Origin of the sequence: Vitreoscilla stercoraria DSM 513 (genome assembly GCF_000382305.1) — a bacterium.
GTDB classification, from domain to species: Bacteria; Pseudomonadota; Gammaproteobacteria; order Burkholderiales; family Neisseriaceae; genus Vitreoscilla; species Vitreoscilla stercoraria.
The window spans coordinates 198,614-223,311 of sequence record NZ_KB908019.1; the positions used below are offsets into that span (position 1 = coordinate 198,614).

Annotated in this window: 25 protein-coding genes; 12 read left to right on the forward strand and 13 right to left on the reverse strand. The window is 46.3% G+C overall.

Annotated elements, in window-relative coordinates; all coding sequences use genetic code 11:
* Nucleotides 1-3 precede the first annotated feature (3 nt).
* From H150_RS0102385 to H150_RS13560, 5 genes are all read left to right on the forward strand, one after another.
* A complete protein-coding gene (locus H150_RS0102385; protein WP_019957447.1) occupies nucleotides 4-168 on the forward strand; it encodes a rubredoxin in 165 nt (54 codons plus the stop codon).
* Nucleotides 169-186: 18 nt separating this feature from the next.
* Nucleotides 187-987 carry an ABC transporter ATP-binding protein gene (locus H150_RS0102390; protein ID WP_019957448.1) on the forward strand — a complete coding sequence of 267 codons (801 nt, stop codon included), beginning with the start codon at nucleotides 187-189 and terminating at the stop codon, nucleotides 985-987.
* A 12-nt stretch (nucleotides 988-999) separates the two neighbouring features.
* The gene (locus tag H150_RS0102395) at nucleotides 1,000-2,178 is read left to right on the forward strand and encodes an ABC transporter substrate-binding protein (RefSeq protein ID WP_019957449.1); all 1,179 of its coding nucleotides are present in this window, start codon (nucleotides 1,000-1,002) and stop codon (nucleotides 2,176-2,178) included.
* A 9-nt stretch (nucleotides 2,179-2,187) separates the two neighbouring features.
* On the forward strand, nucleotides 2,188-2,937 hold the full coding sequence (locus H150_RS0102400) for an ABC transporter permease (protein ID WP_019957450.1): 750 nt from the start codon (nucleotides 2,188-2,190) through the stop codon (nucleotides 2,935-2,937).
* Nucleotides 2,938-3,048: 111 nt separating this feature from the next.
* Nucleotides 3,049-4,044 (forward strand): asparaginase domain-containing protein, encoded by a 996-nt coding sequence (locus tag H150_RS13560; RefSeq protein WP_051082968.1) that lies wholly within the window; start codon nucleotides 3,049-3,051, stop codon nucleotides 4,042-4,044.
* 61 nt (nucleotides 4,045-4,105) lie between these two features.
* Here H150_RS13560 and H150_RS0102410 read toward each other — a convergent pair whose 3' ends face one another.
* From H150_RS0102410 to H150_RS0102425, 4 genes are all read right to left on the reverse strand, one after another.
* Entirely contained in the window at nucleotides 4,106-4,600 is a 495-nt protein-coding gene (locus H150_RS0102410) for a GNAT family N-acetyltransferase (RefSeq protein ID WP_019957452.1), read from the reverse strand.
* A 27-nt stretch (nucleotides 4,601-4,627) separates the two neighbouring features.
* Entirely contained in the window at nucleotides 4,628-5,173 is a 546-nt protein-coding gene (locus H150_RS0102415) for a hypothetical protein (RefSeq protein ID WP_019957453.1), read from the reverse strand.
* Nucleotides 5,174-5,191: 18 nt separating this feature from the next.
* Nucleotides 5,192-7,126, reverse strand: a complete 1,935-nt coding sequence (locus tag H150_RS0102420) for an ATP-binding cassette domain-containing protein (protein ID WP_019957454.1) — start codon at nucleotides 7,124-7,126, stop codon at nucleotides 5,192-5,194.
* Nucleotides 7,127-7,201: 75 nt separating this feature from the next.
* On the reverse strand, nucleotides 7,202-8,065 hold the full coding sequence (locus tag H150_RS0102425) for a metal ABC transporter solute-binding protein, Zn/Mn family (RefSeq protein WP_019957455.1): 864 nt from the start codon (nucleotides 8,063-8,065) through the stop codon (nucleotides 7,202-7,204).
* A gap of 168 nt (nucleotides 8,066-8,233) precedes the next feature.
* Between H150_RS0102425 and H150_RS0102430 the strand changes: the two genes are divergently transcribed.
* The gene (locus H150_RS0102430; protein ID WP_019957456.1) at nucleotides 8,234-9,034 is read left to right on the forward strand and encodes a DUF4198 domain-containing protein; all 801 of its coding nucleotides are present in this window, start codon (nucleotides 8,234-8,236) and stop codon (nucleotides 9,032-9,034) included.
* Nucleotides 9,035-9,120: 86 nt separating this feature from the next.
* Nucleotides 9,121-9,618: a thiol peroxidase gene (gene tpx / locus H150_RS0102435; RefSeq protein ID WP_019957457.1), complete on the forward strand. Its 498-nt coding sequence runs from the start codon at nucleotides 9,121-9,123 to the stop codon at nucleotides 9,616-9,618.
* A 63-nt stretch (nucleotides 9,619-9,681) separates the two neighbouring features.
* On the opposite strand, the gene tsaD is transcribed toward tpx, so the two are convergent.
* Nucleotides 9,682-10,689: a tRNA (adenosine(37)-N6)-threonylcarbamoyltransferase complex transferase subunit TsaD gene (tsaD, locus tag H150_RS0102440; protein WP_019957458.1), complete on the reverse strand. Its 1,008-nt coding sequence runs from the start codon at nucleotides 10,687-10,689 to the stop codon at nucleotides 9,682-9,684.
* A gap of 461 nt (nucleotides 10,690-11,150) precedes the next feature.
* Between tsaD and H150_RS0102445 the strand changes: the two genes are divergently transcribed.
* Complete coding sequence (locus H150_RS0102445) at nucleotides 11,151-12,329, forward strand: polyamine ABC transporter substrate-binding protein (protein WP_019957459.1); 1,179 nt, start codon at nucleotides 11,151-11,153, stop codon at nucleotides 12,327-12,329.
* Nucleotides 12,330-12,386: 57 nt separating this feature from the next.
* On the opposite strand, the gene H150_RS0102450 is transcribed toward H150_RS0102445, so the two are convergent.
* The 4 genes from H150_RS0102450 to H150_RS13570 form a co-directional block, all read right to left on the reverse strand.
* A complete protein-coding gene (locus tag H150_RS0102450) occupies nucleotides 12,387-12,605 on the reverse strand; it encodes a DUF1653 domain-containing protein (RefSeq protein WP_019957460.1) in 219 nt (72 codons plus the stop codon).
* Between the two features lie 97 nt (nucleotides 12,606-12,702).
* On the reverse strand, nucleotides 12,703-13,428 hold the full coding sequence (locus H150_RS0102455) for a hypothetical protein (protein WP_019957461.1): 726 nt from the start codon (nucleotides 13,426-13,428) through the stop codon (nucleotides 12,703-12,705).
* Between the two features lie 161 nt (nucleotides 13,429-13,589).
* A complete protein-coding gene (locus tag H150_RS13565) occupies nucleotides 13,590-14,528 on the reverse strand; it encodes an AEC family transporter (protein ID WP_019957462.1) in 939 nt (312 codons plus the stop codon).
* 62 nt (nucleotides 14,529-14,590) lie between these two features.
* Complete coding sequence (locus H150_RS13570) at nucleotides 14,591-15,991, reverse strand: aminotransferase-like domain-containing protein (protein ID WP_019957463.1); 1,401 nt, start codon at nucleotides 15,989-15,991, stop codon at nucleotides 14,591-14,593.
* A 169-nt stretch (nucleotides 15,992-16,160) separates the two neighbouring features.
* Here H150_RS13570 and aptA point away from each other — a divergent pair, with 169 nt between their 5' ends.
* Complete coding sequence (gene aptA, locus H150_RS0102470; RefSeq protein WP_019957464.1) at nucleotides 16,161-17,489, forward strand: omega-aminotransferase AptA; 1,329 nt, start codon at nucleotides 16,161-16,163, stop codon at nucleotides 17,487-17,489.
* A 67-nt stretch (nucleotides 17,490-17,556) separates the two neighbouring features.
* The gene (locus H150_RS0102475; protein ID WP_019957465.1) at nucleotides 17,557-18,003 is read left to right on the forward strand and encodes a GNAT family N-acetyltransferase; all 447 of its coding nucleotides are present in this window, start codon (nucleotides 17,557-17,559) and stop codon (nucleotides 18,001-18,003) included.
* 134 nt (nucleotides 18,004-18,137) lie between these two features.
* Here the strand turns inward: H150_RS0102475 and H150_RS0102480 are convergent, their stop codons facing one another.
* From H150_RS0102480 to hemA, 4 genes are all read right to left on the reverse strand, one after another.
* Entirely contained in the window at nucleotides 18,138-19,526 is a 1,389-nt protein-coding gene (locus tag H150_RS0102480) for a coniferyl aldehyde dehydrogenase (RefSeq protein ID WP_019957466.1), read from the reverse strand.
* Between the two features lie 22 nt (nucleotides 19,527-19,548).
* Nucleotides 19,549-20,355 carry a symmetrical bis(5'-nucleosyl)-tetraphosphatase gene (locus H150_RS0102485; protein WP_019957467.1) on the reverse strand — a complete coding sequence of 269 codons (807 nt, stop codon included), beginning with the start codon at nucleotides 20,353-20,355 and terminating at the stop codon, nucleotides 19,549-19,551.
* A gap of 189 nt (nucleotides 20,356-20,544) precedes the next feature.
* Nucleotides 20,545-21,624 (reverse strand): peptide chain release factor 1, encoded by a 1,080-nt coding sequence (gene prfA / locus H150_RS0102490; RefSeq protein ID WP_019957468.1) that lies wholly within the window; start codon nucleotides 21,622-21,624, stop codon nucleotides 20,545-20,547.
* A gap of 96 nt (nucleotides 21,625-21,720) precedes the next feature.
* Complete coding sequence (gene hemA / locus H150_RS0102495) at nucleotides 21,721-22,971, reverse strand: glutamyl-tRNA reductase (RefSeq protein WP_019957469.1); 1,251 nt, start codon at nucleotides 22,969-22,971, stop codon at nucleotides 21,721-21,723.
* 134 nt (nucleotides 22,972-23,105) lie between these two features.
* Here hemA and pdxH point away from each other — a divergent pair, with 134 nt between their 5' ends.
* Both pdxH and H150_RS0102505 read left to right on the forward strand, forming a co-directional pair.
* Nucleotides 23,106-23,741 carry a pyridoxamine 5'-phosphate oxidase gene (gene pdxH, locus H150_RS0102500; RefSeq protein WP_019957470.1) on the forward strand — a complete coding sequence of 212 codons (636 nt, stop codon included), beginning with the start codon at nucleotides 23,106-23,108 and terminating at the stop codon, nucleotides 23,739-23,741.
* 86 nt (nucleotides 23,742-23,827) lie between these two features.
* A complete protein-coding gene (locus tag H150_RS0102505; RefSeq protein WP_019957471.1) occupies nucleotides 23,828-24,553 on the forward strand; it encodes a hypothetical protein in 726 nt (241 codons plus the stop codon).
* Nucleotides 24,554-24,698 lie beyond the last annotated feature (145 nt).

Below are 24,698 nucleotides of genomic sequence, written 5' to 3' on the forward strand. Positions count from 1 at the left end.
AAAATGGCACGTTATATTTGTGAGCCTTGTGGCTGGATTTACGATGAAACTGTGGGCGACCCAGAACATGGTTTGCCTGCAGGCACGTTGTTTGAAGACATTCCTGAGGATTGGGAATGCCCTGATTGCGGTATCGACAAAGAGTTTTTCACCCGTTTACCCGATTAATTGCTTGGAATCCGTTTCATGACTGTTTTACATGCTCACAACATCAATCTTGGCTATCAGCAAAAAGATGGTCAATTCAAGCGCATTTTGCAAAACTTTGATTTGCAATTGGCTCAAGGTCAGTTGGTGACTTTGCTTGGCCCCAGTGGCGTGGGCAAATCATCGTTGTTGCGTGTGATGGCGGGTTTGCAGCGTCCTGAAAGCGGTGAAGTGTCGTTATTCGACCAAAAAATTACCCAACCACATCCTCGTTTGGCATTTGTGTTTCAAAACCCGTCTTTATTGCCGTGGTTGAATGTGCGTGAGAATGTTGGTTTTGGTTTGCGTTTCAAAGACCAACCGAAAATCAGCAAAGAAGAAGCCGAGCAGCGCATTACCGAAGCTTTGGCAGATGTGGATTTGGCACATGCGGGTGCTTTGTATCCGAGCGAATTGTCAGGCGGTATGGCGCAGCGTGTGGCTTTGGCACGTGCTTTGGCGCGTCAGCCGCAAATCATTTTGCTTGATGAGCCATTCAGTGCGCTGGACGAAATCACGCGCACACAAATGCAAGGTTTGCTCACGCGTTTGATTGACAAACACCAAGCTGCTGCTGTGCTGGTGACGCATGACATTGATGAAGCTTTGCTCGTGTCGCAGCGCATTGTGTTAATTGGTAAAATGCCCGGCCGCACGATTGGTGAATGGACTGTGCATCGCCAAGGCGAGGGTGAAGAGGCTTTATTGCAATTGCAACACGAGCGCGCAGACATTTTGCGTACCTTACAAAGTGCCAAAGGCGAGCAATTGCAAACGGCCACTGTTGATTTTGTGATTTAAGGACGCTTGCTCATGATGCCAAGAAATCGCCGTGAATTTTTAAAGCTCGCCAGTTTGTTCAGTATGGCAGGCAGTTTGCCGCTCTTACAAGCTTGTGGACAGCGTTTTGCCCAACAACCGAATGCGCCGCTGAAAATTGGTTATCTGCCGATTACCGATGCCACGCCTTTATTGGTTGCTTTAGACCAAGGCTTGTTTGAAAAACGTGGTTTGGAAGTTGAGCGTGCGGCAATGTTTCGCAGTTGGGCGCAATTGGTGGAAGCGTTCATTTCAGGCCAAGTCAATGTGGTGCATTTGTTGTCTCCCATGACGATTTGGACGCGTTACGGCTCAACTGCACCTGCCAAAGTGGTGATGTGGAATCACATGGCAGGCTCGGCTTTAACCGTTGGTTTGGACATCAACAGCGTCCAAGATTTGGGCGGCAAAACCGTCGCCATTCCATTTTGGTATTCGATACACAATGTGGTGTTGCAGCATATTTTGCGTGAAAGCGGCCTGAAAGTTACTGAAAAAACGCCTAAAAATGCGCAAGAAGTGCGTTTGTCGGTGATGGCACCTGCGGACATGGTGGCGGCGTTGGCTGCCAAAACCATTGCAGGTTTCATCGTGGCAGAGCCGTTTAATGCGGTGGCGGAAGTCAAAGGCGTGGGCAAAATCTTGCGTTTCAGTGCCGATGTTTGGCGCGATCATGCGTGTTGCGTGACGCTGATGCACGAACACGATGTGCAAAACCGTCCTGAATGGGTCGGTTCGGTGGTGGATGCATTGGTTGAAGCGCAATTGTGGGCAAATGCAAACCGCGCCCAAACCGCGCATTTGATGAGTAAGCAAGGGCAAAACAAATTCACGCCACACGAAGAAAAAGTGTTGCAACGCGTGTTGTCGCCTGACAGTGCGCAATGGCAATCGTATGTCGACAGCGGCATCATTCGCCATCCCGATTGGCAGCAACACCGCATTGATTTTCAACCATATCCTTTCCCAAGTTATACCGAATCCTTGGTAGACATGCTCCAACAAACGCATATTGCTGGTGTGAACACGTTCTTAAATGATTTGGATGGCAAGCAAGTGGCGCAAGATTTGGTGGACACACGTTTTGTCAAAGCGGCTTTGCAGCGCCAAAATGCGTTTGAAAAATTTGCTTTACCGCCATCTTTGCAACGCCAAGAAACCATCATTGTGTAAGGTCTTTGTATGAATCAGAAAAATTTGTTGTTGAACCTTGCAGGTTTGGCGGTTTTGTTGCTGTTGTGGTCGGTGGGCGTGGCGGCTTTGGGGCAAAATTTGCCATTGGCAAAATTATTATCACCAACGGCGACATTCAGTCATTTATACCATTTGTTGGCTGAAAATTTACTGACTGAGCATATTTTAGCCAGTTTGCAGCGTGTGGGCATTAGCTTAGGTTTGGCTTTGGCTTTGGGCGTGCCCATTGGTTTGGCAGTTGGACAATCGCGTTTATTGGAGACGGCCAGTAGCGGCTCGTTTCAATTGTTGCGCATGATTTCGCCATTATCATGGATGCCGATTGTGGTGATGCTTTTTGGCATTGGCAATGCGCCGATTTACTTTTTGCTGACCTTTGCAGCGATTTGGCCGATTATTTTGAATACTGCCACAGGTGTTAAAAACATTGATCCGCATTGGTTGCAACTGGGTGCATCTTTAAGTGCCACACGTTGGGAAATGCTGACTAAAATCACTTTGCCCGCCATCATAGGCCCGATTCTAACTGGTTTGCGTTTGGCCATAGGCGTGGTGTGGATTGTGCTCGTACCATGTGAGATGTTGGGCGTGAACGAAGGTTTGGGTTATTTTATTTTGGATACGCGCGACCGTTTGGCCTATTCAGAATTGATGGCGGCGATTATTTTGATTGGCGTGATTGGTTGGGCATTGGACAGCAGCGCTCGCGCTTTACACCGTTATTGGTTGCATTCATAAATTAGGTTATATCTATTCTAAATAAGCGTCCTGTAAATATTTACAGGACGCTTTGGTTTTTGTATGGTGCTGAAATAAAATTGAATAAGACAATGCAAAATGAATGAAAAAATGAAAATAGCCGTGTTGTACACAGGTGGTACAATCGGCATGTATGCGGGTGAGAATGGTTTGCGTCCGAGCCAAGAGACTGTTTTACAAGCTTTGAAGGTTTATCAAACACAAGCCGATTTTGACGTGACGGTGTGTCATCCATTGATAGACTCATCGCAAGTGACACAAGTGCATTGGTGCGAATGGCAGCAATGGTTGCAACAGCAAACTCATACAGATGCCATTTTGATTTTACATGGCACCGATACGATGGCGTATACGGCGAATGTATTGGCGTTGGCAATGGGCAGCTTGCGTGTGCCTGTGGTGTTGACAGGTTCGCAATATCCGTTGGGCACCGAAAATGGCGATGCTGAAACCAATTTAGAAGCGGCGGTACAAGCATTGTTGCAAAAAGCCGCGCCCAAACAAGTGAGTGTGGTGTTTGCAAACCAAATGTTGGCAGCCATTGGCAGCCGTAAAATCAGCACACAAAGTTTGGATGGTTTTGCCAATAAGCATCACCCACCTTTGAATGAATTTCAAAACGCTTTATGGTTGAAATCTTTATGCGAAACCAATGTGGCGTTGATGCCAAAAACTGCTATGACACCGCTCAACCCCAATATTCGTATCGCCAGTCATTATTGCGTGCCAGCAAGTGAGCAATGGGCGCTGCGTGCTATTTTGCACAGCGGTGCAGATGCCGTGATTTTGCAAAGTTTTGGTCATGGCAATGGTTGGTTTAGCCAAGCAGATGTGCAAGTGATGCAAGCGTATCAAGCGCAAGGCGGTATGATTATCAATGTTTCACAAGTTTTTGATGGACATGTCGCAGCGCAATATGAAGCTTCCAAAGCTTTGTTAGATGCGAAGGTGTTTATGGCGGGAGCTTGGACAGTGGAAACCGCTTATGCCAAAGTATGGGTGGGATTGAGCCAAGGTTTGCGTGGACATGCATTGCAGCATTATTTACAACAAGATGTGTTGGGTGACGCAGGTTGTGGGTCTTGATGCTGCGACAACAGATGATTAAAAGCGTCCTGTAAACTTTACAGGACGCTTTTTAATGGGTTTAACCATGTATGTCTAAGTGTTTGCGCATCAATTGGCATTGCACTGTCACTTGTTCATTCAAATTCAATTCGGCATCACCCAAAGCATGGTAATCGTTCAGTTCATAAAATGGCACTGAATTGAGCGATGCATACAGTTTCACAAAGCCCAAACCTGCATCAAACGCGACTTTTTCAGCTCTTTGTAGCAAAGCCGTACCCAAGCCTTGTTTGAATACAAACGGATGCACATACAAAGCATCCAATTGTGCTTCTTGGGTATCGAGCTGGAAAAAGCCTTGTACATGCCCTTTGTATTCAATCACCCATAAGGCTTTGTGTGGCAAAGTCATGGTTTCCAAATAGCTCTCAGGCGACAACAACACAGACCACGCATTCAAAATCGTGTCATTGTATGTGCTGGCGCAGGTATAACGCACCGCATACAAATGGGCATGATAAATCTCATCACAATCGGCAACAGTAGCAGGGCGAATCACAGTAGGTAAAGGCATGCAGTCAGGCTTTCTGAATCTATCGCATTACATGCGTGACAATTCGTTTTGCAAGGCTTGGACGTTTTGCATGCGATCATCAACCGCACGTTGCAAGCTGGCCAAGTTTTGTTGTTGGCGTTGGTCATTGTCTGAGCGGATCAATCGTCCATTGCTCAAAGCCAAACGGGCTTGTGCCAAGGCTTTTTTCTCATTGGACAATTCGGTGGTGAGAATGTCTCGTCGACCTTGGTCACGATGGTTTTGCGGATGATTGACAGGTTTGGCAGTGGCCGCCGCAGGCGCGGGTGTTGCTGCGTGTGTCGCGGCGGCGGCGGTTTGGGTACGAGCTTTGGGTGCGGCAGCGGGTGGATTGGCTGCGCTGGCATGATTGGCTTCATTTTGGCGAGCTAAAATCGTTTTATCGCTGGTATAAGAGCCAATTTTCTCTAATTTTGCCGTTTGACAATTGCCACTGGGCTTATTGGTGTAGACGTTTTGACCGTTGACCACGCAATGATAAACGTTTGCTTGTGCCGTAGACACCGATAACATGCCAAAGCCGACACAAGCCAACCAAATGATGGGCTTCATGTTCATACTCCTGTTTGATTATTCACCGAATTGGGCTTGTATGTCGGCAGTCAATTGTTCTAATTCATCTTGCCACATCAGCCAATCTTCTTCTATTTGTGCCAATTGTGCTTTGATTTCACCCAAGCGTGTGGCACTTTGCTGCATTTGGGCTTTGTTTTCGGGCGCATAAGCTTCTTCAGAAGACAAAAAGCTTTCTAAGCTTTGTTGTTCGTCTCCCAATTTTGCCATTGTCGTTTCGGCGGTGGCAATTTTTTTCTGCAAAGGCTTGGCTTGTTGTGATAATTGTTGGCGTATTTGCGCTTGCTGGCGTTTTTGGTCTTTGCGATTGCTGCTGCTCGAAGGCGTGGCATTGGCGTTGCCTGTGGATTGGTTGGCAGCTTGTTCTTGTTGCAAACGCCATTGGCGGTAATCGTTCAAATCGCCATCAAATTGGTGCAATTGATGGTCGTGAATGAACACAAAACCATCGGTCGTGGCTTCGAGCAAGCTTCTGTCGTGCGACACCACAATCAAAGCGCCCTGAAAGCTTTGTAAAGCCACTGTTAAAGCGTGGCGCATGTCCAAATCCAAATGGTTGGTCGGCTCGTCCAATAACAATAAATTCGGTTGTTGCCACACAATCATCGCCAAAGCCAAACGCGCTTTTTCACCGCCTGAAAACGGGGCAATCGCTTGCATCGCCATCTCGCCTTGAAATTGAAAACCGCCTAGAAAATTGCGAATTTCTTGTTCACGCACTTGCGGGCTCAATTGTTGAATGTGCCAAATCGGGCTTTGGTCGGAGCGCAGCGTTTCCAATTGGTGTTGGGCAAAATAGCCAATATTGAGTTTTTCAGCACGGATGATTTGACCTGCCAAAGCAGGAATTTCGCCTGAAATGGTTTTGATTAAAGTCGATTTACCGCTGCCATTGACGCCAAGCAAGCCAATGCGCGCGCCACTTTCTATCGAGAGCGACACTTTTTTCACAATGGTTTTGTCAGCATAACCCAAATCCACCTCGTCCAATTTCAACAAAGGATTGGGCAAATGTGCCGGTTCAATGAATTCAAAGGAAAATTCACTGTCCAGATGGGCAGGTGCAATGCGCTCCAAACGTGCCAAAGCTTTGATGCGGCTTTGCGCTTGTACGGCTTTGGTGGCTTTGGCTTTGAAGCGGTCGATGAACGATTGCAAATGGGCAATGTGCGCTTGTTGTTTCACATAGGCTGATTGTTGTTGTGCCAAACGCTGTGCGCGTTCTTGTTCGTAAAAATCGTAATTGCCGCCGTAAACCGTCAATTTTTGTTGGCTTAATTCCACGGTCGTGTTGGTCACAGCATTCAAAAAATCGCGGTCGTGCGAAATGATGATTTGAGTGCAATTTAAATTCGCCAAATGTTGCTCGAGCCACAACACCGTTTCTAAATCCAAGTGGTTGGTCGGCTCGTCAAGCAATAATAAATCCGCGCGACACATCAATGCTTGTGCCAAATTCAAACGCATGCGCCAGCCGCCCGAGAAAGTTTTAACGGCATTTTGTTGCTCTTCGGTGGAAAACCCCAAACCGTTGAGCAATTTTCCCGCACGAGCAGGCGCGCTGTAAGCATCAATTTCGTCCAATTGTGCCAACACATGCGCCATTTCTTCACCGTTATTGCTGTCTTCGGCTTGTTTCAAAGCGTCCTGTAAACGTTGCAATTGCGCATCGCCTTGCAAGACATAATCGATGGCTGAACAATCCAATGCAGGCGTGTTTTGTGCCACAGAAGCGAGCAGCCAATGCGCAGGCACAGAAGCATCGCCGCCATCGCTGTGCAATTCGCCTTTGAGCAAGGCGAACAAAGACGATTTGCCCGTTCCGTTTTTACCAATCAAGCCGATGCGTTGATTGGGATTGATGGTCAGATTGGCTTGGTCAAATAAGACTTTATTGCCGCGTTGTAAGGTCAGGTTTTGAATGTAAATCATGATGGCACACAGAACAAATGAGCCACCATTTTAACACCATCTGCCCATCATGATGTATGGATTACAGGACGCTTTTTAACGCATCGCGTTTGCCAGTGCTTGAATATTGTGGCGCATCAATCCCAAATAAGTATTGGCAGGCGCTTGCTGGCTCAAAGCATCGGCATACAATACGCCGCTTTGGCGTGTATGGGTTTCTTTGGCAATTTGCTGCACCAGTTTGGGATTGACCATATTTTCCACAAACACCGCCTTGATTTTGTCCCGTTTGATTTGTTGGATGAGTGCCGCCACGCTGGCTGCACTGGCGGCATCATGGGTAGAAATGCCTTGCGGTGCATAAAAATGAATGTGGTAGCGCTTGCCCAAATAAGCAAACGACTCATGTGCCGTCAAAGCTTTGCGTTGTGCCTGTGGAATGTTTTGAAACTGTTGCGCTGCCCAAGTGTGCAATTGCTGCAATTGGCTTTGGTATTGTTGCAAACGCTGTTGGTAATACGCTTTGCTTTGCGGGTCTATTTGTATCAATGCTTGGCTGATATTGCGGCTGTAAGTTTGCATCAAAATCGGGTCATGCCAAACGTGTGGGTCGAATGCACCGTGTTCGTGACTTGCATGGTGTTCGTGTTCTGCCATAGGCAATGCAGGTAAACCAGCAGCAGCGTGAACGATTTTTTTACCACTGTTTTGAGTGGCTCGGCGAATGTCTGCGCGCTCAAAACTCAAACCATTGAGCACAATCAATTGAGCGGCCTGAATCTTTTGCATGTCTTGCGCACGCAATTGATAAGTATGGGCATCGGTATTGGGACTTATCAGCGTGGTGACCTGAACCCGATTGCCACCTAATTGCTGCGTGATGTCTTGCAAAATACTGAAACTGGTCACAATCGCAATGGGTTTTTGAGCCCAAACCATCACAGGCATGAAAGCCAGCATAAGTATAAGAATCCAACGTTTAAAAATATTCATCTATAGGTCTTTCATTGCCAATTGAAATGGTCTTAATCATGGAGAGAATCGATAATCAGGCTTTACAATTGAAATGTTATAACATAACATAAATTAACAGCAAGCAAATTCGATTCAAAACATTGGGAGTCATGAATGAAGAAAACAGCAGTTTGGGTGGTATTGGGTTTGGTCGCAGCACAAGCGGCATCGGCACATGAAATGTGGGCAGCAGCCAAACACACACATGGCGGCGAAATGTTGCAAGCGGCGATTGGTTATGGACATTTTCCCAAGCAAGAGCCGATTGTGGCGGAGCGTTTGGCGATTTTCAAAGCCATGGAATTGGTTGGACGTGAAGGCAAACAAACGCTGAAGCAACAGGGTAAAAATTATCAATATGTCAGCAAAAAACCATTAAAAGAAGGCTCGTATTTGTTGTTGGCGACGTATCAGCCGACATTTTGGTCGGAAAACCAACAAGGTTGGAAGCAGCAATCTTTGTTGCAAATGAGAGATGCCCATTATTGTGAACAATCGGCGATGTATGGTAAGGCTGTTTTGAATATCGGTCATGGCGTGACCGACAATGCTGTTATCAGCCGTCCTGTAGGGCAAATGCTGGAGATTGTGCCTTTACTCAATCCTGCCAAAGTGCATGTGGGTGAAAAAATGCCGGTGCAAGTGTTGTTCAAAGGTGAGCCATTGGCGGGCGCGACTTTGGTGGCGACGTTCGATGGTTTTAGCCCAAGAGATTCTAACGATAAAAGCCATGCTTTGGGTGCACAAGCATTTTCGGATCAAACCGATGCTCAAGGCATCACACACATCATTCCTTTGCGTGAAGGGCATTGGAAGGCGAAAGTAGTGCACAAAGCCGATTATGCTAATTTAAGTGAATGTCAAAAATTGGCGGCTTATGCCACGTTGACTTTTGAAATTGGTTCTGCACACTGACAAGCATTCTTGTTGTAAGATGTGTCGATGACTGTTTGGCAAGCAGCAACAAACAGCTTTTTATCACCACACATGGGAGCAAATACATGGCAACAGTGAATTTACAAGGTAGCGCAGTACAATTGAACGGTGAGTTTGCACAAGTGGGTCAAGCGGCAACGGATTTTCAGCTGACCGCAGCGGATTTGAGCGATAAGGCTTTGGCAGATTTTGCAGGCAAACGCAAAATTTTGAACATTTTCCCAAGCGTGGACACGCCTGTGTGCGCCAATTCCGTTCGCAAATTCAATCAAGAAGCGAGTGCTTTGGACAATGCAGTGGTATTGTGTATTTCTGCTGATTTACCGTTTGCGCAAGCGCGTTTTTGTGGTGCTGAAGGTTTGGACAATGTGGTGAATTTGTCGACTTTCCGCAGCGCCTCGTTCCAAAGCGATTACGGTGTTGACTTGGCAGAAGGTCCGTTGAAAGGTTTGTGCGCTCGTGCGGTGGTGGTGTTGGATGAAAACAACCAAGTCATTCATGCGCAATTGGTGCCTGAAATCAAAGAAGAGCCAGATTACGCTGCGGCGTTGGCGGTGTTGTAATTGTATTGAATGGCTATAATATAAGCGTCCTGTAAACTTTTACAGGACGCTTTTGATGTGCGCTTAACGTGTGGCAATCAATGGCCAGCGCGGTTTGACATCAAAGCCGCCAACCGTTTGCGCTTTGTGCAAATTCATCGCCCCTGCAAACGCAATCATCGCGCCATTGTCGGTACACAAAGCCAAAGGCGGGAAAAACACCTTGGCAGGCAATTGTTTTAAATGTTCACGCAATTTCCAATTGGCACCGACGCCACCGGCAACGACCAAAGTATTGAAGCCTGTTTGTTTCAAAGCGTCTTGTACTTTGCGTGTTAATACATCGACCACAGCGTCCTGAAACGCCAAACAAATGTCTTTGCGGGTTTGTTCATCAATTTCGCCTTGTTCGGCTTTGATTTTGTTTACCGTGGTCAAAACAGATGTTTTCAAACCAGAAAAACTCATATTCAAATCGTGTGAATGCAACATCGGACGAGGAAATTCAAAGCGTCCTGTAACACCTTCTTTGGCCAATTGCGATAATTTGGCACCACCTGGGTATGGCAATCCGAGCAGTTTGGCGGTTTTGTCGAATGCTTCACCTGCAGCATCGTCAATGCTTTCGCCTAGCAATTGATATTGTCCGACATTGGTCACCGCCATGATTTGCGTGTGACCGCCTGAAACCAATAAAGCGACAAATGGAAATTCAGGTTTGTCATCGGCCAACATCGGTGACAATAAATGACCTTCCAAATGGTGCACTGCAATCACAGGTTTGTCGTTGGCAAACGCCAAAGCATTGGCAAAACTGGTGCCTGTGAGCAAAGCGCCACCCAAGCCGGGACCTTGTGTGTAAGCGATGGCATCGATGTCGGCAATGTTGACATTTGCTTCTGCCAAACACGCTTGCGTCAATGGTACCAAACGGTGAATGTGGTCACGGCTTGCCAATTCAGGTACGACGCCACCGTATTCAGCATGCATCGCCATTTGCGTGTGCAATTGGTTGCCAATCAAACCACGCTCGGTATCGTATAAAGCGACGCCAGTTTCATCACAAGAAGACTCAATTCCCAAAACCAACATGTTGCATATCCTATTTTTACAGACCGTTATTGTAGCCCAAATTGACACAGCTTGCCCGCATGTGTGAGAGCTTATGGCAATGGTATTGATTGATGGATTTTGATGGTTTTTAAATCAGGGAAATGGGCGATGAGGATGAATGTGATGGTCGATGAAGTGTGGTGTTGTGGCTGATTGGAGGTGTGGCGTGTGTGGTTGAATATTTGAATAGATTGGCTTAATCAGCTGATTGTATAAATTGTTGTTTGGATTGAACTGGCTATGGATTTTTTTGGAAGCGCGTCATGATAAAGCCACGGAGATGGTGAAAAACGCAGAAATGACTTGTCAGCTTAGAAAAAACGAAGTTTAATGGTCGGCAAGTTTACCGTCATAAATCAGTCAAACTTTATAGGCTTGACCCACGTCATTACATACATTCCAACGTGGGTGAAGGTCAGTCAACTTTATGGAATACAATTATGAAAAAAACACTTCTGGCATCTTCAATTGTGGTTATGTTTTTAGCGGCATGTGGTGGCGGTAATAGCAATGCAACACAAACGGCGCCATCTGAAACAAACAATGCTCCAGCGGCCAGTAGTGGTGCAGCAGCCGCACCTGTGGCAGCGGCAACAGGTGATTTGAAAATTTACAATTGGTCTGATTATGTTGACCCAGAAACCATCAAAGAATTTGAAGCTGCCAACAGCGTAAAAGTCACTTACGATGTGTATGACAGCAACGAAGCATTGGAAGCCAAAGTATTGACGGGCAAATCAGGTTACGATTTGGTGGCACCAAGCAATTCATTTGCAGGCCGCCAAATTAAAGCGGGCGCTTATTTGAAATTGGATAAGAGCCAAATCCCTAATTACAACAATATTGACCCATCTTTGTTGAAATTGTTGAATGAAGTCGATCCTGGCAATGAATATGCCGTGCCTTATTTCTGGGGCATCAATACTTTGGCGATTAACAAAGACAAAGTAGAAGCGGCTTTGGGCGGTCCATTGCCTGACAATCAATGGGATTTGTTGTTCAAGCCTGAATATTCGAGCAAATTGAAGTCTTGTGGCGTCAGCATTTTGGACAGCGCTGCTGAAGTATTCCCAATGGTTTTGAACTATATGGGTAAAGACCCACACAGTGACAAAGCGGAAGATTTGAAAGCCGCGCAAGAAGTGTTGATGAAGGCTCGTCCGAACATCCGCCGTTTCAGTTCGTCAGGCTATATTGATGACATGGCGCGTGGTGATTTGTGTGTGGTGTTGGGTTACGGTGGTGATTTGAACATCGCTGCACGCCGTGCCAAAGAAGTCGGCAGCAATGTGAACATTGATGTGTTGGTGCCTAAAGAAGGCTTTGGTGTGTGGATTGACTCTTGGATGATTCCAAAAGATGCGGCGAATGTGGCCAATGCTTACAAATACATCAATTCTACTTTGGATGCCAAAGTAGCGGCTAAAAATGGCAATTTTGTGACTTATGCGCCTGCGAGCAAAGGTGCGAAAGATTTGATGGAAAAAGAATATGCTGATAACCGTTCTATTTTCCCAACAGAACAAGATTTGCAAAATGGTTTTGTGATGATTCCAATGAATCCTGACAGTTTGAAATTGGCTGTGCGCTTGTGGCAAGACATCAAAAAAGGCAGCTAAAGTGATGGTTTTAAACAAAAGCCCGCGTGAATGCGGGCTTTTTTGTGTTTAAGGCATTTAAAAAGCGGTTTCTAAGGCAAAACGTGGAACGATTTGATGGTGGTGTTCAACCGATTCGGTAAACATCTTGAAAGGTCGCACCCACAAACCATAATCACCATACAAAGCACGGTATACCACGAGTATTTCTTCGGTTTCGCTGTGACGGGCACAATCTAAAACTTCGTACAACTGACCTTTGTAATGGCGGTAAATGCCTCGGGCAAGGATAGACATGAAAGCTTCTTTCTTAATAAATGCAAATGGTAGTAAATGATACAAGACAAGCGTCCTGTAACATTTGCAGGACGCTTGTTATTTGATGGAATGGGCATCAACGTTCGTTCATGCGCCGATTTTGAAATTCACGCGCTTGGCGATTTTGTTGGTATTGTATTTGACGATTTTGCTGCGTTTGGCGCATGATTTCTTGGCGTTGCGCCGCATTCAAATTAGGCCCCATTTTTTGTGGCGCAGGTCGATTTTGTTGGGCATTCGGACGCTGTTGGACGGTTGGTCGAGTGAGCTGTGGTCGATTTTGATTCACTTGTGGTCGTTGCTGATTGACCTGTGGTTGATTGGGTCTTACTTGTTGTGTATTGGGGCGACCATTGTTTGGGCGTACGTTGGGTCTGTTTTGATTTGGACGTTGTATGTGCGGTGGCGTTGGGCGATATTGGGGGTCAAAAGACGAGGCTTGATTGTGTTTCCAATGGTTGATTTGTGCTGCATTCAAATGGCGATAACGCGCATTGGGATGGTACATCGAAGGGCGGTTAAAATCAGGACGATAATAACGGCGATTATTATTGGTGTAATAGCTAACTGGATAATAGCGGTCGTTCCAATAATAGGCATTGCCAATCAAAAAGCCTGTGGTTACAGCAGCCGCAGAATTGGTATAAACGGTTTGAGTACTTACGGTATTGATAGGGTAGACGGTAGTGCCTGTGTCATCATAGTTTACACCAGAATAATAAGGGTCTATCACGCATGCAGTCGTGCTCAAAACTGCCATAGCGGCACAAATTTGCAGGCTTCGTTTGAACAAGAGATTCATTTGAGTATTCCTAAAAAAGAGGCGATAACGGTATTTAAACTACACAAAACCGCATCATAGTGGTGACAGACAACAATATGATAACAGTTGTTTTTTCTATTTTATCAATGGTGCGCTTGGTTTTACTTAGTTTTATGCTTATTCACATTGAATATGAAGCGTTAAAAAGAGTATAAAATCAAGATAATAGACAAACTGATGAACATCATGAGTGTGGTCAACAATAAGACTGCGGCACTGCGTGAACCGATGCCATATTGTTGTCCAAACAAGCTGAAAACCGTTGCCATGGAAATGGATGCAAGCAACACGCCTGCCATTTCCATTTCGGCGCTGACATTGGGTAAAAATTGAAACACCAACCAAACGGTCGCCGGCATCAACACCAATTTGATTGCGCTGATGAATAAAGCATGTTTGCCAGCGGCCTGTATCGAAGTACCTGCTAATGAGCCACCAATGACTAATAAGGCGATGGGAGAGGCGCAAGTGCTGATGAGGTTTAACACACGCTCTATTGGCGCGCTGACGCTGATTTTGAAACCTGACAATAACAAACCTATTGCCAAGCCAATTACCAATGGGTTTTTGATGACATTTTTGAAGGTTTGCAAGGCAATTTTGGCAATCGCTGTTTGGCTGTTTTGCTGTTTTCCCCATTCGGCTAAGGTCAAGACCAAAGGGATGATTAATAAGTTTTCAATCAGCAAATTCATGGAAAAATACACTGCCGCTTGCGGGCCAATGAGCATGCTTAAAACACCATAACCAATAAAGCCTGTATTGGACATAGACGCACCCATCGCCATAATCGCCGCTTGCGGTAAAGCTTCTTGTAAACGAATATGGTAGAGCCACAAAGCGGTGAATGCCGCCACCAAAGAGCCGATGCCATAAGCAATCAGATATTGGGTTTGCCAAATTTCGGCAAAATCTTTTTGCATCAACGCATTCACAATCAACAAAGGCAAAGCCACTTTCAAAACAAAAACACCCATGCCTTGAATGTGTTCACGTTTGAGCCATTCATAACGCACACAGACAAAACCCAAACCTATTAAGATTAAAATAGGTGCAATGATATTGAAAATTTGATTCATATTCGCATGTTATCAGAATAAAAACAGAGCGACATTATGCTCTTATAATTTAAAAACAACCACTAGGCTGACGGCAGTTTACAGGACACTTGTTGATTTAAATCTTTGGTGGCTTGCTCTAGCCATTGTGCAAATGCGTGCTCTTGGCAAAAAGCCACATTAAAACGAAACCACGGATGGCTTTGCCATTGGTCTATGGCAAACAACATGCCCGGTGCAAAGGTGAGATTGTCTTGGTAATGGTCTTGAGCAAATTGATAGGCATCGTCAATCAACGGGTGTTTGGCAAAAACGAACAAGCCGCTGCTGGCATGAGCAAATACTTCCCAACCCAAGCTTTCTAATAATTGTTGTACTTGGTGTTGTGCTTGGCTTAAACGGCTGCGCCACGAACTTAATTGTTTGTGACTGCGCAAGTCTTGCCACATCAACAAAGCCAAATGTTCGCTGATGACGGATGTTGTTAATCCCGCCAGCATTTTTTGTTGCATCAAAGCTTGGATGCGGCCTTCTGTGGCAAACACATAACCGACACGCAAAGCAGGTGACAAATGTTTGGTAAAACTGCCTATCAAAATGCTGTTTTGAATATTGTCCAATGCGCTCAAAGGTGGCGGTGGATTGTGGGCGAGCCAAAACGACACTTGGCTTTCAACCAACAAGCAATCGGCCTGCTTGAGCAATTGCAACACTTGATGCGCAGTGGCAAGACTGTATGACGCGCCTGTGGGATTTTGTAAAACGGGATTGGTAAACATCAATTTGGGCTGATATTGCTGTAATAATTGCGCCAATTGCACCACATCAGGACCATCTTCACGCCAAGGCACGCCCACAATGTTCAATTGTTTGCTGCGCAAACGTGTGAGCAAATTGGTATAGCCGGGGCTGTCGATAAAAACAGTGTCGCCTGCTTGGCAATATGTGGCGGTGATGATGTCTAAAGCTTGGCTAGCGCCTTGGGTTAACAACACTTGTTGGTCATCCAGCGGCAGATGGTGTGCTGCCCAGCGTTGGCTGAGCAATTGGCGCAATGGCAATAAGCCTTGCGGTTGACCGTATTGGTTTAACTGTAATGGTGAACGTGCCAATTTGCGCAAAGCAGCGCTGGCCAATTCTGGATCATACCAATCATCTGGCAGCCAACCGCAGCCCGCTTGCAACATGGCATCATCGCTTTGGTAAATGCCTTGCAATAACCATTCTGGATTCAATGGTTGGCGGGGTGTGCGAATGTGTAAAGGCGTGGTTTTGGCTTGGCTGACAAAAAATCCACGACCAGCTTCAGATTGAATACAGCCTTGTGTATTCAAGCGTGAATATGCTTCGGCAACGGTAAACGTGCTGACTTGATGCAATTTGGCTGCTTGGCGTATGGATGGCAATTTGCTGCCATGAGGCAATTGTCCTCGCTCAATTTGTGCACGTATGGTTCGAATCAATTCGTCTACTAAAGTGGTCATGGTTGGGCAGGATTCAGGTGAATGAAAATATCTTAACTGTATAGGAAAACAGACCTATACAGTAAGTCTAAAATTGTCAAAAGTGTCACTGTTTTTTTAGGCTGCAAATGCATAGAGTGAGCACTTCATTTGAATGTAATCCCCCACAAAGACAGAAAAGAGAAACGCCATGAATTTAGATGCAATGTGGATGCCTTTTAGTGCCAATGAGAGCTTTAAAGCCAATCCTCGCATTATCACTGCCGCGCAAGGCATGTACTTTACCGACAATACAGGCCGCCAAATTTTGGATGCCAGTGCCGGTTTATGGTGTGTCAATGCAGGTCATGGTAATGAGCGCATCATCAATGCGGTGACAGAACAAGCAAAAAAATTGGATTATGCACCATTTTTCAATATGTCTCATGACATTGGTTTTAAGGCCGCTGAGCGTTTGGTTGAGATGGCACCTAAAGGTTTTGATAAAGTCTTTTTCACCAATTCAGGTTCTGAGTCTGCAGACACGTCTTTGAAAATCGCCTTGGCTTACCATGCTGCGCGCGGAGAAACAGGTCGCATCAAATTCATCGGTCGTGAAAAAGGCTATCATGGTGTGAATTTCGGTGGTACTTCTGTTGGCGGTATTGGTTTTAACCGCAAAGCGTTCAACCATTTGTTGCCGTTTGTCGATCATTTGCGCCACACTTTGGACATTGAGCGCAATGGTTTTACCAAAGGTTTGCCTGCATATGGCGCGGAGTGGGCGGATGAATTGGAAAATCGTATTTTCACTTTGCACGATCCTAAAACCATCGCAGCCGTGATTATTGAGCCTATGGCAGGTTCTGCGGGCGTGATTTTGCCACCACAAGGTTATTTGCAACGCATTCGTGACATTTGTACCAAACATGGCATTTTGTTGATTTTTGATGAAGTGATTACGGGTTTTGGTCGCACAGGCGGCGATTGGGCGACCAACACGATGGGCGTGACACCTGATATTTTAAATTGTGCCAAAGGCATCACCAACGGTGTAGTGCCGATGGGTGCGGTGTTGGTGGGTAATGGCATTTACAATACGGTGGTGGATGCCGCGTCTGAGAAAACCATTGAGTTTGCACATGGCTATACTTATTCAGCGCATCCTTTGGCTTGTGCCGCAATGATTGCGACTTTAGACGTTTACCGCGATGAAGGTTTGTTTGAGCGCGCAGCGCAATTGTCACCTGTGTTTGAGCAAGCAGCGCACAGTTTACAAGGCACACCATTTGTCAAAGACATCCGCAATATCGGTTTGGTCGCTGGCGTGGAGTTGGAAACAAGCAGCGCAGGCTTGGGCAAACGTGCAGGCTTAGTACAACAAAAATGTTGGGAAGCGGGTGTGTTGATGCGCTTGACGGGCGAAACTTTGGCATTCTCTCCGCCATTGATTGTCAATGAAGCGGAAATTGAACGCATCTTCTCGACTTTAGGTCAGGCGATTACAGAAGTGGCCAATCAAGAAGCGGCTACGGTTTAAATTGTATTAAAATCAAGCGTCCTGTAACTTTACAGGACGCTTTTTTGTGGTTGGCAAAAGGGAAAATATGAACATTAGATTGGCACAACAGACCGATGTTGCTGCGATTGAAGCTTGTGCAATTGCTGCTTATTCGCCTTATATTGTAGCCATAGGGCGAAAACCTGCGCCCATGTTGGCAGATTTTGCGGCACAAATTGCGGCAAAATGTGTGTATGTGGCTGAGAATGAGGATGGGATTTTATGCGGTTATATTGTGTTTTTCCAACAAGATGAAGCGGTATTATTGGAAAGCGTGGCGGTTATCCAAGCTGCTCAAGGGCAAGGCGTGGGTAAGGCATTGGTGGCGTTTTGTGAACAAACGGCGCAATCTTGGGGCATCCACAAAGTGTGTTTGTACACCAATGAGAAAATGACGAACAATTCGGCGATGTATCCAAAAATCGGTTATGTGGAAGTGGATAGGCGCAGCGAAGAGGGTTTTAATCGGGTGTATTTTGAAAAAGTGTTATAAATGGGTGGTTGATGGTTTTGAAATTGTCTTGCAAATGGTTTTAGTGAGAGAAGATTGGGCGTGTTGTGATGGTTCAATTTGGTAACAATCAAGTGTCCTGTAAACCTTTACAGGACGCTTGATTGCTTATCGCTTTAAGGTTTTAAAATTTTCAACAAACTGCGAATCACGACACCATAAGGTGGTCCCATCAAACCCATGGTATTGAAGCGTTTTTGTACCAATACCGCTTTCAGATGTGACAAGCTGTCAAATCCTGTTTTGCCATGATACGCGCCCATGCCCGATGGACCAATGCCGCCAAAAGGCAAACCGTCTTGCACCACATGCAGCAACACTTCATTGATACACATGCCGCCTGCCACAATTTCTTGCAAACAGCGTTCTTGTACGGCTGAGTCTTGGCTGAACACATAACAGGCCAAAGGGCGAGGGCGGGCGTTGATGTAATGAATGCTGTCGTCCAATGATGCGGTGGTGACAATCGGCAAAATGGGACCAAAAATCTCTTCTTGCATCAAAGCGCAATGATTGGGTGCATCGATGACCAAACTTGGTGCTATTAAGCCTTCTTTGGCAGGTGCCAATGCCATGATGCGCGCGCCTTGGATTTGGGCTTCATCCAAATAAGCTTGCAAGCGTTGGTTTTGTTGGGTGTTGATGATGTGCGTGAAGTCGGAATTTTGTTCCCATTTTGGATAGGTCTTCGCAAACCAAGCTTGTGCCGCTGCGACAAAATCATCGAGTAAAGTATGGTGGATGAGCAAATAGTCTGGCGCAATACAAGTTTGCCCTGCATTGACCATTTTCCCATACATAATGCGCGCAACAGCTTGCTGTAAATGGCGCACATCGTGAATCAGAACAGGTGATTTGCCGCCCAATTCTAAGGTTACAGGGGTTAAATTTGGCGCTGCTGCTTGCATCACATGTTTACCGATAGCCGTTGAGCCGGTGAACAGCAAATGGTCAAATGGCAAGGCGCAAAATGCCGCTGCGACCTCTGCGCCGCCTGTGACCATGTTCACTTCGTCATCTTGAAAATACAAAGGTATGATGCGTGCCATCAATGCCGCAAAGACAGGTGCGTGTTCAGACAATTTAATCATCGCTCGATTGCCGGCGACCAAAGCATCGACCAAAGGACCGATGGTCAAAAACAAAGGATAATTCCACGGCACCACAATACCAATCACGCCTTTCGGCTGTGGCAAGACATGATTGGATGCAGGCAAAAACAACCACGAAGTTTTTACAGGCCGCTTGCGCATCCATTTTTTGCCATGTTTCAAAGCATGTTGGATGGCTTGTGTGCTTGGAATCAGTTCCAATACCGAGGTTTCAATTGGGTTGCGTTGCCCAAAATCTTCAGCAATGGCTGCTGTTATGGCGTGTTGCTGTTCTTTGAGCAATAACAATAATTGCTGCAAACGGTGTTGGCGCGTTGCCCAATCGACAACGATGTGGCGGCGACTGGCAGCATGGATTGCCGCAAACGATTCTTGTAAAGACTCAGCACTCATGAACACACTTTCTCAAATCAATTCAATGGGAGGCATCTACTTGGGTAATGCGTTGGTGGTCGGACAAATTGATGGCAGTCAAGGTGCGCCCCCAAATGGCACCCGTGTCCAAACCAATTACATGGTCATCTATATGCAAGCCCAAAGCTGACCAATGTCCAAATACAATGGTATGGTCGTTCCATGCTGGATTTTTGGCTTTGAACCAAGGCAATAAATTTTCAGGCATATCAGACACTTCACCTTTGAAATCCAAATCCAACTCGTGTTGTTGATTGATCACGCGCATCCGCGTCATCACATTCAAAGTAAAGCGCAAACGTTCTAATTCGGTCATTTCGCCATGGTCTTTAATCGGTTTGTTGCCATACATGTTTTGTAAAAACCAATCCAAACGCTCTGATGTGAGCACGTTTTGCACTTGTTCGGCATATTGCTTTGCCATATCAATGTCCCAGTGCGGCAGCAAGCCTGCATGCACCATCACATGTTGTTTGTGTTGGACCAGCAATGGTTGCGCACGCAGCCAATCGAGCAACACATCTTTGTCTGTGGCTTTTAAAATCGGGCTTAAAGTATCGCCTTTTTTGGCTTCAGCATGACCATGTGCCACCGCCAGCAAATGCAAATCATGATTGCCCAAAACGGTTTGCACACAATAATCATGTTCTTTGGCAAAGCGCAAAACTTCTAAAGATTTGGGACCACGATTGACCAAATCGCCTGTCAACCATAAGGTGTCGCTGCCAAAATTGAAGGCAATTTTAGACAACAATTTCATCAATTGTGTGTAACAACCTTGTACATCGCCAATAGCATAATGGGCCATGTGGTACTCCTGTGTGTGAATATCATACTGTTATATTGAAAATGTATGACAATGTTCTTGCTCAAAGTTCTCAGACCAAGACTTTGAAGTGGGATGGCTTTTATCTTACTGCAATTGCCATGACAAAAAACAGCGTCCTGTAAACCATTTACAGGACGCTGCCAAGATGTGTTTGATTCTATGGCGAAATCAATCTTCGCTGATGGATGCCAACAATTCTGCTTGGTGTTCGGTGACCAAAGCACTGGTGATTTCGCTCAAATCGCCATCCATGATGAAATCCAATTTGTACAAGGTCAAATTGATGCGATGGTCGGTCACGCGACCTTGAGGGTAGTTGTAAGTGCGAATGCGCTCTGAGCGGTCGCCACTGCCGACCAAACTCTTGCGTTCAGCCGCTTCTTTGTCGTGTGCTTCACGGCGTTGCAAATCGTTCAAACGTGCGGCCAAGACTTTCATCGCTTGCGCTTTGTTGCTGTGTTGCGAACGACCGTCTTGGCACTCCACCACCAAGCCTGTTGGAAAGTGGGTAATGCGAATCGCTGAGTCGGTTTTGTTGATGTGTTGACCACCTGCGCCTGAAGCACGGAAGGTGTCAATGCGAATGTCGGCGGCATTGATGGTGATGTCTTCGAGTTCATCCGCCTCAGCCATCACCGCGACCGTACAGGCCGATGTGTGCACACGGCCTTGGCTTTCGGTGGCTGGCACCCGTTGTACACGGTGCGCGCCCGATTCAAATTTCAATTGGCTGTAAACGCCTGTACCAATGATGCGCACAATCGCTTCTTTGTAGCCGCCCAAATCCGATTCGCTTTCAGATACCATTTCCGTTTGCCAGCCTTGACGCTCGGCATAACGCACATACATGCGCAGCAAATCGCCTGCAAACAAAGCCGCCTCGTCGCCGCCTGTGCCTGCACGCACTTCGATGAAGACGTTTTTGTCATCATCTTGGTCTTTAGGTAAAAGCAATTTTTGCAAAGCCAAATCCAATTGCTCGATTTTGTCATTGGCGGCCTGAATTTCTTCAACTGCAAATTCTTTCATGTCAGGGTCAGATAACATGTCTTCAGCATCGATTTTGTCTTGTTTGGCTTGCTCGTAAGCTTGGTAAGTTTCTACCAATGGCGTCAATTCTGCATATTCTTTGTTCAGCTTACGGTATTCATCCATATTGGCAGTGGCGTTTTCACTGGCCAATAAATGTGTCACTTCTTCTAAACGGTCTGCCAATTGGTGCAGTTTTTGTAACAAGGATTCTTTCATGTCAACTTTCTAAAGAGCGATTCAAAATAGCGTGTGTACAATGCAAACAAGCAAGATGCGTCCGATGGACACATCTTGCTTGTGTGAAAAACAGCGCTACAAATGTTCAGGTAAACGGTAAATTTCGGAGACCGCTTCAGACAAATGCGGATGTTGGTTGATTTGGTGTAAAGCGACAGTGGGCGCATGCAAAAGCTTGTTGGTCAATTGCAAAGACAATTTTTCTAAAACTTCTTCGGCAGACACGCCTTTGCCCAATTGCTTCAACGCGGTATTCAAAGCTTGCTGACGCTGCACATCTGCCGCTTCACGCAAAGCCTTGATGGTCGGAATGACTTGGCGTGAGCGTTGCCATAATAAAAATTCGTTCACGCGACTTTCGATGATGGATTCGGCTTCTGCGGCGGCTTCTTGGCGGGCTTCTTTGCCCATTTGTACCACTTGCATCATGTCATCGACGGTATACAAATAAGCATCGTTGATGTCTGCCACTTGCGCTTCAATGTCGCGAGGCACCGCCAAGTCTAATAAGAACATCGGATGGCGGCGACGTTGTTTCAGGGCGCATTCAATCATGCCTTTGCCGACTATCGGCAATGGGCTGGCAGTAGAAGACACCACCACATCGTATTGATGAATGATATTGGGTAAATCGGTCAATAAAGATGCATCGGTATTGCCGCCCAATTGTGAACACAATTGGCGAGCGCGCTCTAAAGTACGGTTGGCAACGGTGATTTTTTTCGGGCTTTTGGCAGCAAAATAAGTCGCTACCAATTCAATCATCTCGCCTGCGCCAATGAACAACACATTCAAATCGGCAATTTTAGGAAAAATTTGTTCAGCCATTTTGACCGATGCAGCCGCCATAGACACAGAGCTGTCGCCGACGGCAGTATTGCTGCGCACTTCTTTGGCGACGGAAAATGTTTTTTGAAACAGATTGTTCAGTGTGGTGTCGATGCTGGCTTGTTCTTGTGCCACACGCACGGCATCTTTAAGTTGTCCTAAAATTTGTGGTTCACCCAAAACCATAGAATCCAAGCCGCAAGAAACGCGAAAAGCGTGGCGGATGGTTTCGTCGCTGTCTAAGGTGTACAAATAAGGGCGGATGTCGTTTTCAGGCAAGCTGTGGTAGTCTGCCAACCAGTGGACGATGTCATTGGCTTTGCCGACGCAATAAAGCTCGGTGCGGTTGCAAGTGGATAAAATCACTGCTTCGCGCGCCGCACGGTTTTGTACAATTTGTTTCACTGCGTCAGGCAACGATTGTGCCGCAAACGCCAAGCGTTCGCGTATGCTCAATGGGGCTGTCTGATGGTTCAAACCGATTGCAGTCAATTGCATGGCAAAATGCATCCTTTTGAAAAGCTTGGGTCGTATTTTAACGCATTTTGCGTCAAAACGACATATTAATGGGTTGTTTAATAACTTAATTAAATTGGATTTATCGAAGCGTTTGCTTTGATTGGGGGTTGAGAATGGATTTACATGTCATCAGACAAGATTATGCCAAAGAAAGTTTAGAATTGAATGATTGCGCTGAACTTCCTTTGACGCAACTCAAAACTTGGCTGGAGGCGGCTTTGCATGCCAAAGTCAATGAACCGACAGCGATGAATGTGGCGGCAGTGGATGAAAATGGTCGTCCTAATGCGCGCATTGTGTTGCTCAAAGAAGTCAATGAACAAGGTTTGGTGTTTTTTACCAACTATAACAGTCGCAAAGGACAGGCTTTGCAAGCGAATCCATTTGCGGCGGTGACATTTTTTTGGCCAGAATTAGAACGTCAAGTGCGTGTAGAGGGCCAAGTGGTGAAATTGGATGCAGCGGCATCGGATGAGTATTTTGCCTCACGTCCCTATGCCAGCCGAATCGGTGCGTGGGCGAGCGAGCAAAGCCAAGTGATTCCTGACAAAGCGCATTTGATGAAGCGCGCCGCTGCCATCGGCATCAAACATCCATTGAACGTGCCACGTCCTGAGCATTGGGGTGGTTTTGTGGTGATTCCCGACAGTGTGGAATTTTGGCAAGGTCGCCCAAGTCGTTTGCATGACCGAGTGCAATACCGTTTGCAAGACGATGGACAGTGGACGAAAGTACGTTTGGCACCTTGATGTGCGGCTTTATTAGCACATGTGTGTGATGGCAAGCGGCCTGTAAACATTTGCAATACGTGGATCATGAAAACAGGAGTGCGATTATGAAAGGTTGGCTTGTGGGGGTATTGGGTATTTGGATGGCTCAGGCGCAGGCTTTGAGCTGTTTGCCTTCTGCACCATTTTCTGTGGTTCACACCCAAACCATGCAGCCGCATTCGGTGGTATGGTTGAATCGAGTCGAATCCGCACCTTACGCGCCAGTATGGCTACAAAGCCAACATGGTAAGAGCGATACCATGACCCAAACCGTGCATTGGTTGCCACAATGGGTGGCATTGGTGCCCAATCGCCCTTATGTTGCTGGTCGAACGTATACCGTGACTTCCAAGCAAATCACCGCTGAATATACGGACATGGTGGCGTTGAACAATTCGTTTCAGGTTGGTGTTTCTCAACCCAATACCGAGTTGAAGTGGCGACAAAAGCCCGTTTTGGATGCGGTGCAAGTGCATCAATCGCCATGGGGACAGGTGGGACATGTGACTTTGGGATTGGATGTGACAGTGGCACCTGAAAATTATTTGGTGATGGTAACCGCAGCTGATGATGCTGACATGCGAGATGCCAAAACGTGGTTGTTGCAGCCTACGCTCATCAATGGGCATACCAAATTGAAATTGTCTCACGGTCCTTGTATGGCCAACCATCAGGCATTTTGGTTTCAGGTAGGTCAAAGCAAATGGCTGACTTTGGCGCTTATCAGCCACGATGGTCGCATCATACCTTGGCAGGGCTCGCCTTGGCGTTTGGATTTGCCAGCCAAGTGAGGTGGTGATTAACTGCATTCAGTTGTTTGGCACCTGCGCCATCAGCTCTGCGCTGGTATTTCAAGTTGATACAATCCAGACCATTGATGTGTTGTCTGAGAATTTTGATGATGGTATCCAATCAAGCGTCCTGTAACTTTTTACA

Bases quoted from the DNA above. Each gene is read 5' to 3' on its own strand.
- H150_RS0102385 (WP_019957447.1), top strand. From the start codon at position 4: ATGGCACGTTATATTTGTGAGCCTTGTGGCTGGATTTACGATGAAACT.
- H150_RS0102390 (WP_019957448.1), top strand. From the start codon at position 187: ATGACTGTTTTACATGCTCACAACATCAATCTTGGCTATCAGCAAAAA.
- H150_RS0102395 (WP_019957449.1), top strand. From the start codon at position 1,000: ATGATGCCAAGAAATCGCCGTGAATTTTTAAAGCTCGCCAGTTTGTTC.
- H150_RS0102400 (WP_019957450.1), top strand. From the start codon at position 2,188: ATGAATCAGAAAAATTTGTTGTTGAACCTTGCAGGTTTGGCGGTTTTG.
- H150_RS13560 (WP_051082968.1), top strand. From the start codon at position 3,049: ATGAAAATAGCCGTGTTGTACACAGGTGGTACAATCGGCATGTATGCG.
- H150_RS0102410 (WP_019957452.1), bottom strand. From the start codon at position 4,600: ATGCCTTTACCTACTGTGATTCGCCCTGCTACTGTTGCCGATTGTGAT.
- H150_RS0102415 (WP_019957453.1), bottom strand. From the start codon at position 5,173: ATGAAGCCCATCATTTGGTTGGCTTGTGTCGGCTTTGGCATGTTATCG.
- H150_RS0102420 (WP_019957454.1), bottom strand. From the start codon at position 7,126: ATGATTTACATTCAAAACCTGACCTTACAACGCGGCAATAAAGTCTTA.
- H150_RS0102425 (WP_019957455.1), bottom strand. From the start codon at position 8,065: ATGCTGGCTTTCATGCCTGTGATGGTTTGGGCTCAAAAACCCATTGCG.
- H150_RS0102430 (WP_019957456.1), top strand. From the start codon at position 8,234: ATGAAGAAAACAGCAGTTTGGGTGGTATTGGGTTTGGTCGCAGCACAA.
- tpx (WP_019957457.1), top strand. From the start codon at position 9,121: ATGGCAACAGTGAATTTACAAGGTAGCGCAGTACAATTGAACGGTGAG.
- tsaD (WP_019957458.1), bottom strand. From the start codon at position 10,689: ATGTTGGTTTTGGGAATTGAGTCTTCTTGTGATGAAACTGGCGTCGCT.
- H150_RS0102445 (WP_019957459.1), top strand. From the start codon at position 11,151: ATGAAAAAAACACTTCTGGCATCTTCAATTGTGGTTATGTTTTTAGCG.
- H150_RS0102450 (WP_019957460.1), bottom strand. From the start codon at position 12,605: ATGTCTATCCTTGCCCGAGGCATTTACCGCCATTACAAAGGTCAGTTG.
- H150_RS0102455 (WP_019957461.1), bottom strand. From the start codon at position 13,428: ATGAATCTCTTGTTCAAACGAAGCCTGCAAATTTGTGCCGCTATGGCA.
- H150_RS13565 (WP_019957462.1), bottom strand. From the start codon at position 14,528: ATGAATCAAATTTTCAATATCATTGCACCTATTTTAATCTTAATAGGT.
- H150_RS13570 (WP_019957463.1), bottom strand. From the start codon at position 15,991: ATGACCACTTTAGTAGACGAATTGATTCGAACCATACGTGCACAAATT.
- aptA (WP_019957464.1), top strand. From the start codon at position 16,161: ATGAATTTAGATGCAATGTGGATGCCTTTTAGTGCCAATGAGAGCTTT.
- H150_RS0102475 (WP_019957465.1), top strand. From the start codon at position 17,557: ATGAACATTAGATTGGCACAACAGACCGATGTTGCTGCGATTGAAGCT.
- H150_RS0102480 (WP_019957466.1), bottom strand. From the start codon at position 19,526: ATGAGTGCTGAGTCTTTACAAGAATCGTTTGCGGCAATCCATGCTGCC.
- H150_RS0102485 (WP_019957467.1), bottom strand. From the start codon at position 20,355: ATGGCCCATTATGCTATTGGCGATGTACAAGGTTGTTACACACAATTG.
- prfA (WP_019957468.1), bottom strand. From the start codon at position 21,624: ATGAAAGAATCCTTGTTACAAAAACTGCACCAATTGGCAGACCGTTTA.
- hemA (WP_019957469.1), bottom strand. From the start codon at position 22,971: ATGCAATTGACTGCAATCGGTTTGAACCATCAGACAGCCCCATTGAGC.
- pdxH (WP_019957470.1), top strand. From the start codon at position 23,106: ATGGATTTACATGTCATCAGACAAGATTATGCCAAAGAAAGTTTAGAA.
- H150_RS0102505 (WP_019957471.1), top strand. From the start codon at position 23,828: ATGAAAGGTTGGCTTGTGGGGGTATTGGGTATTTGGATGGCTCAGGCG.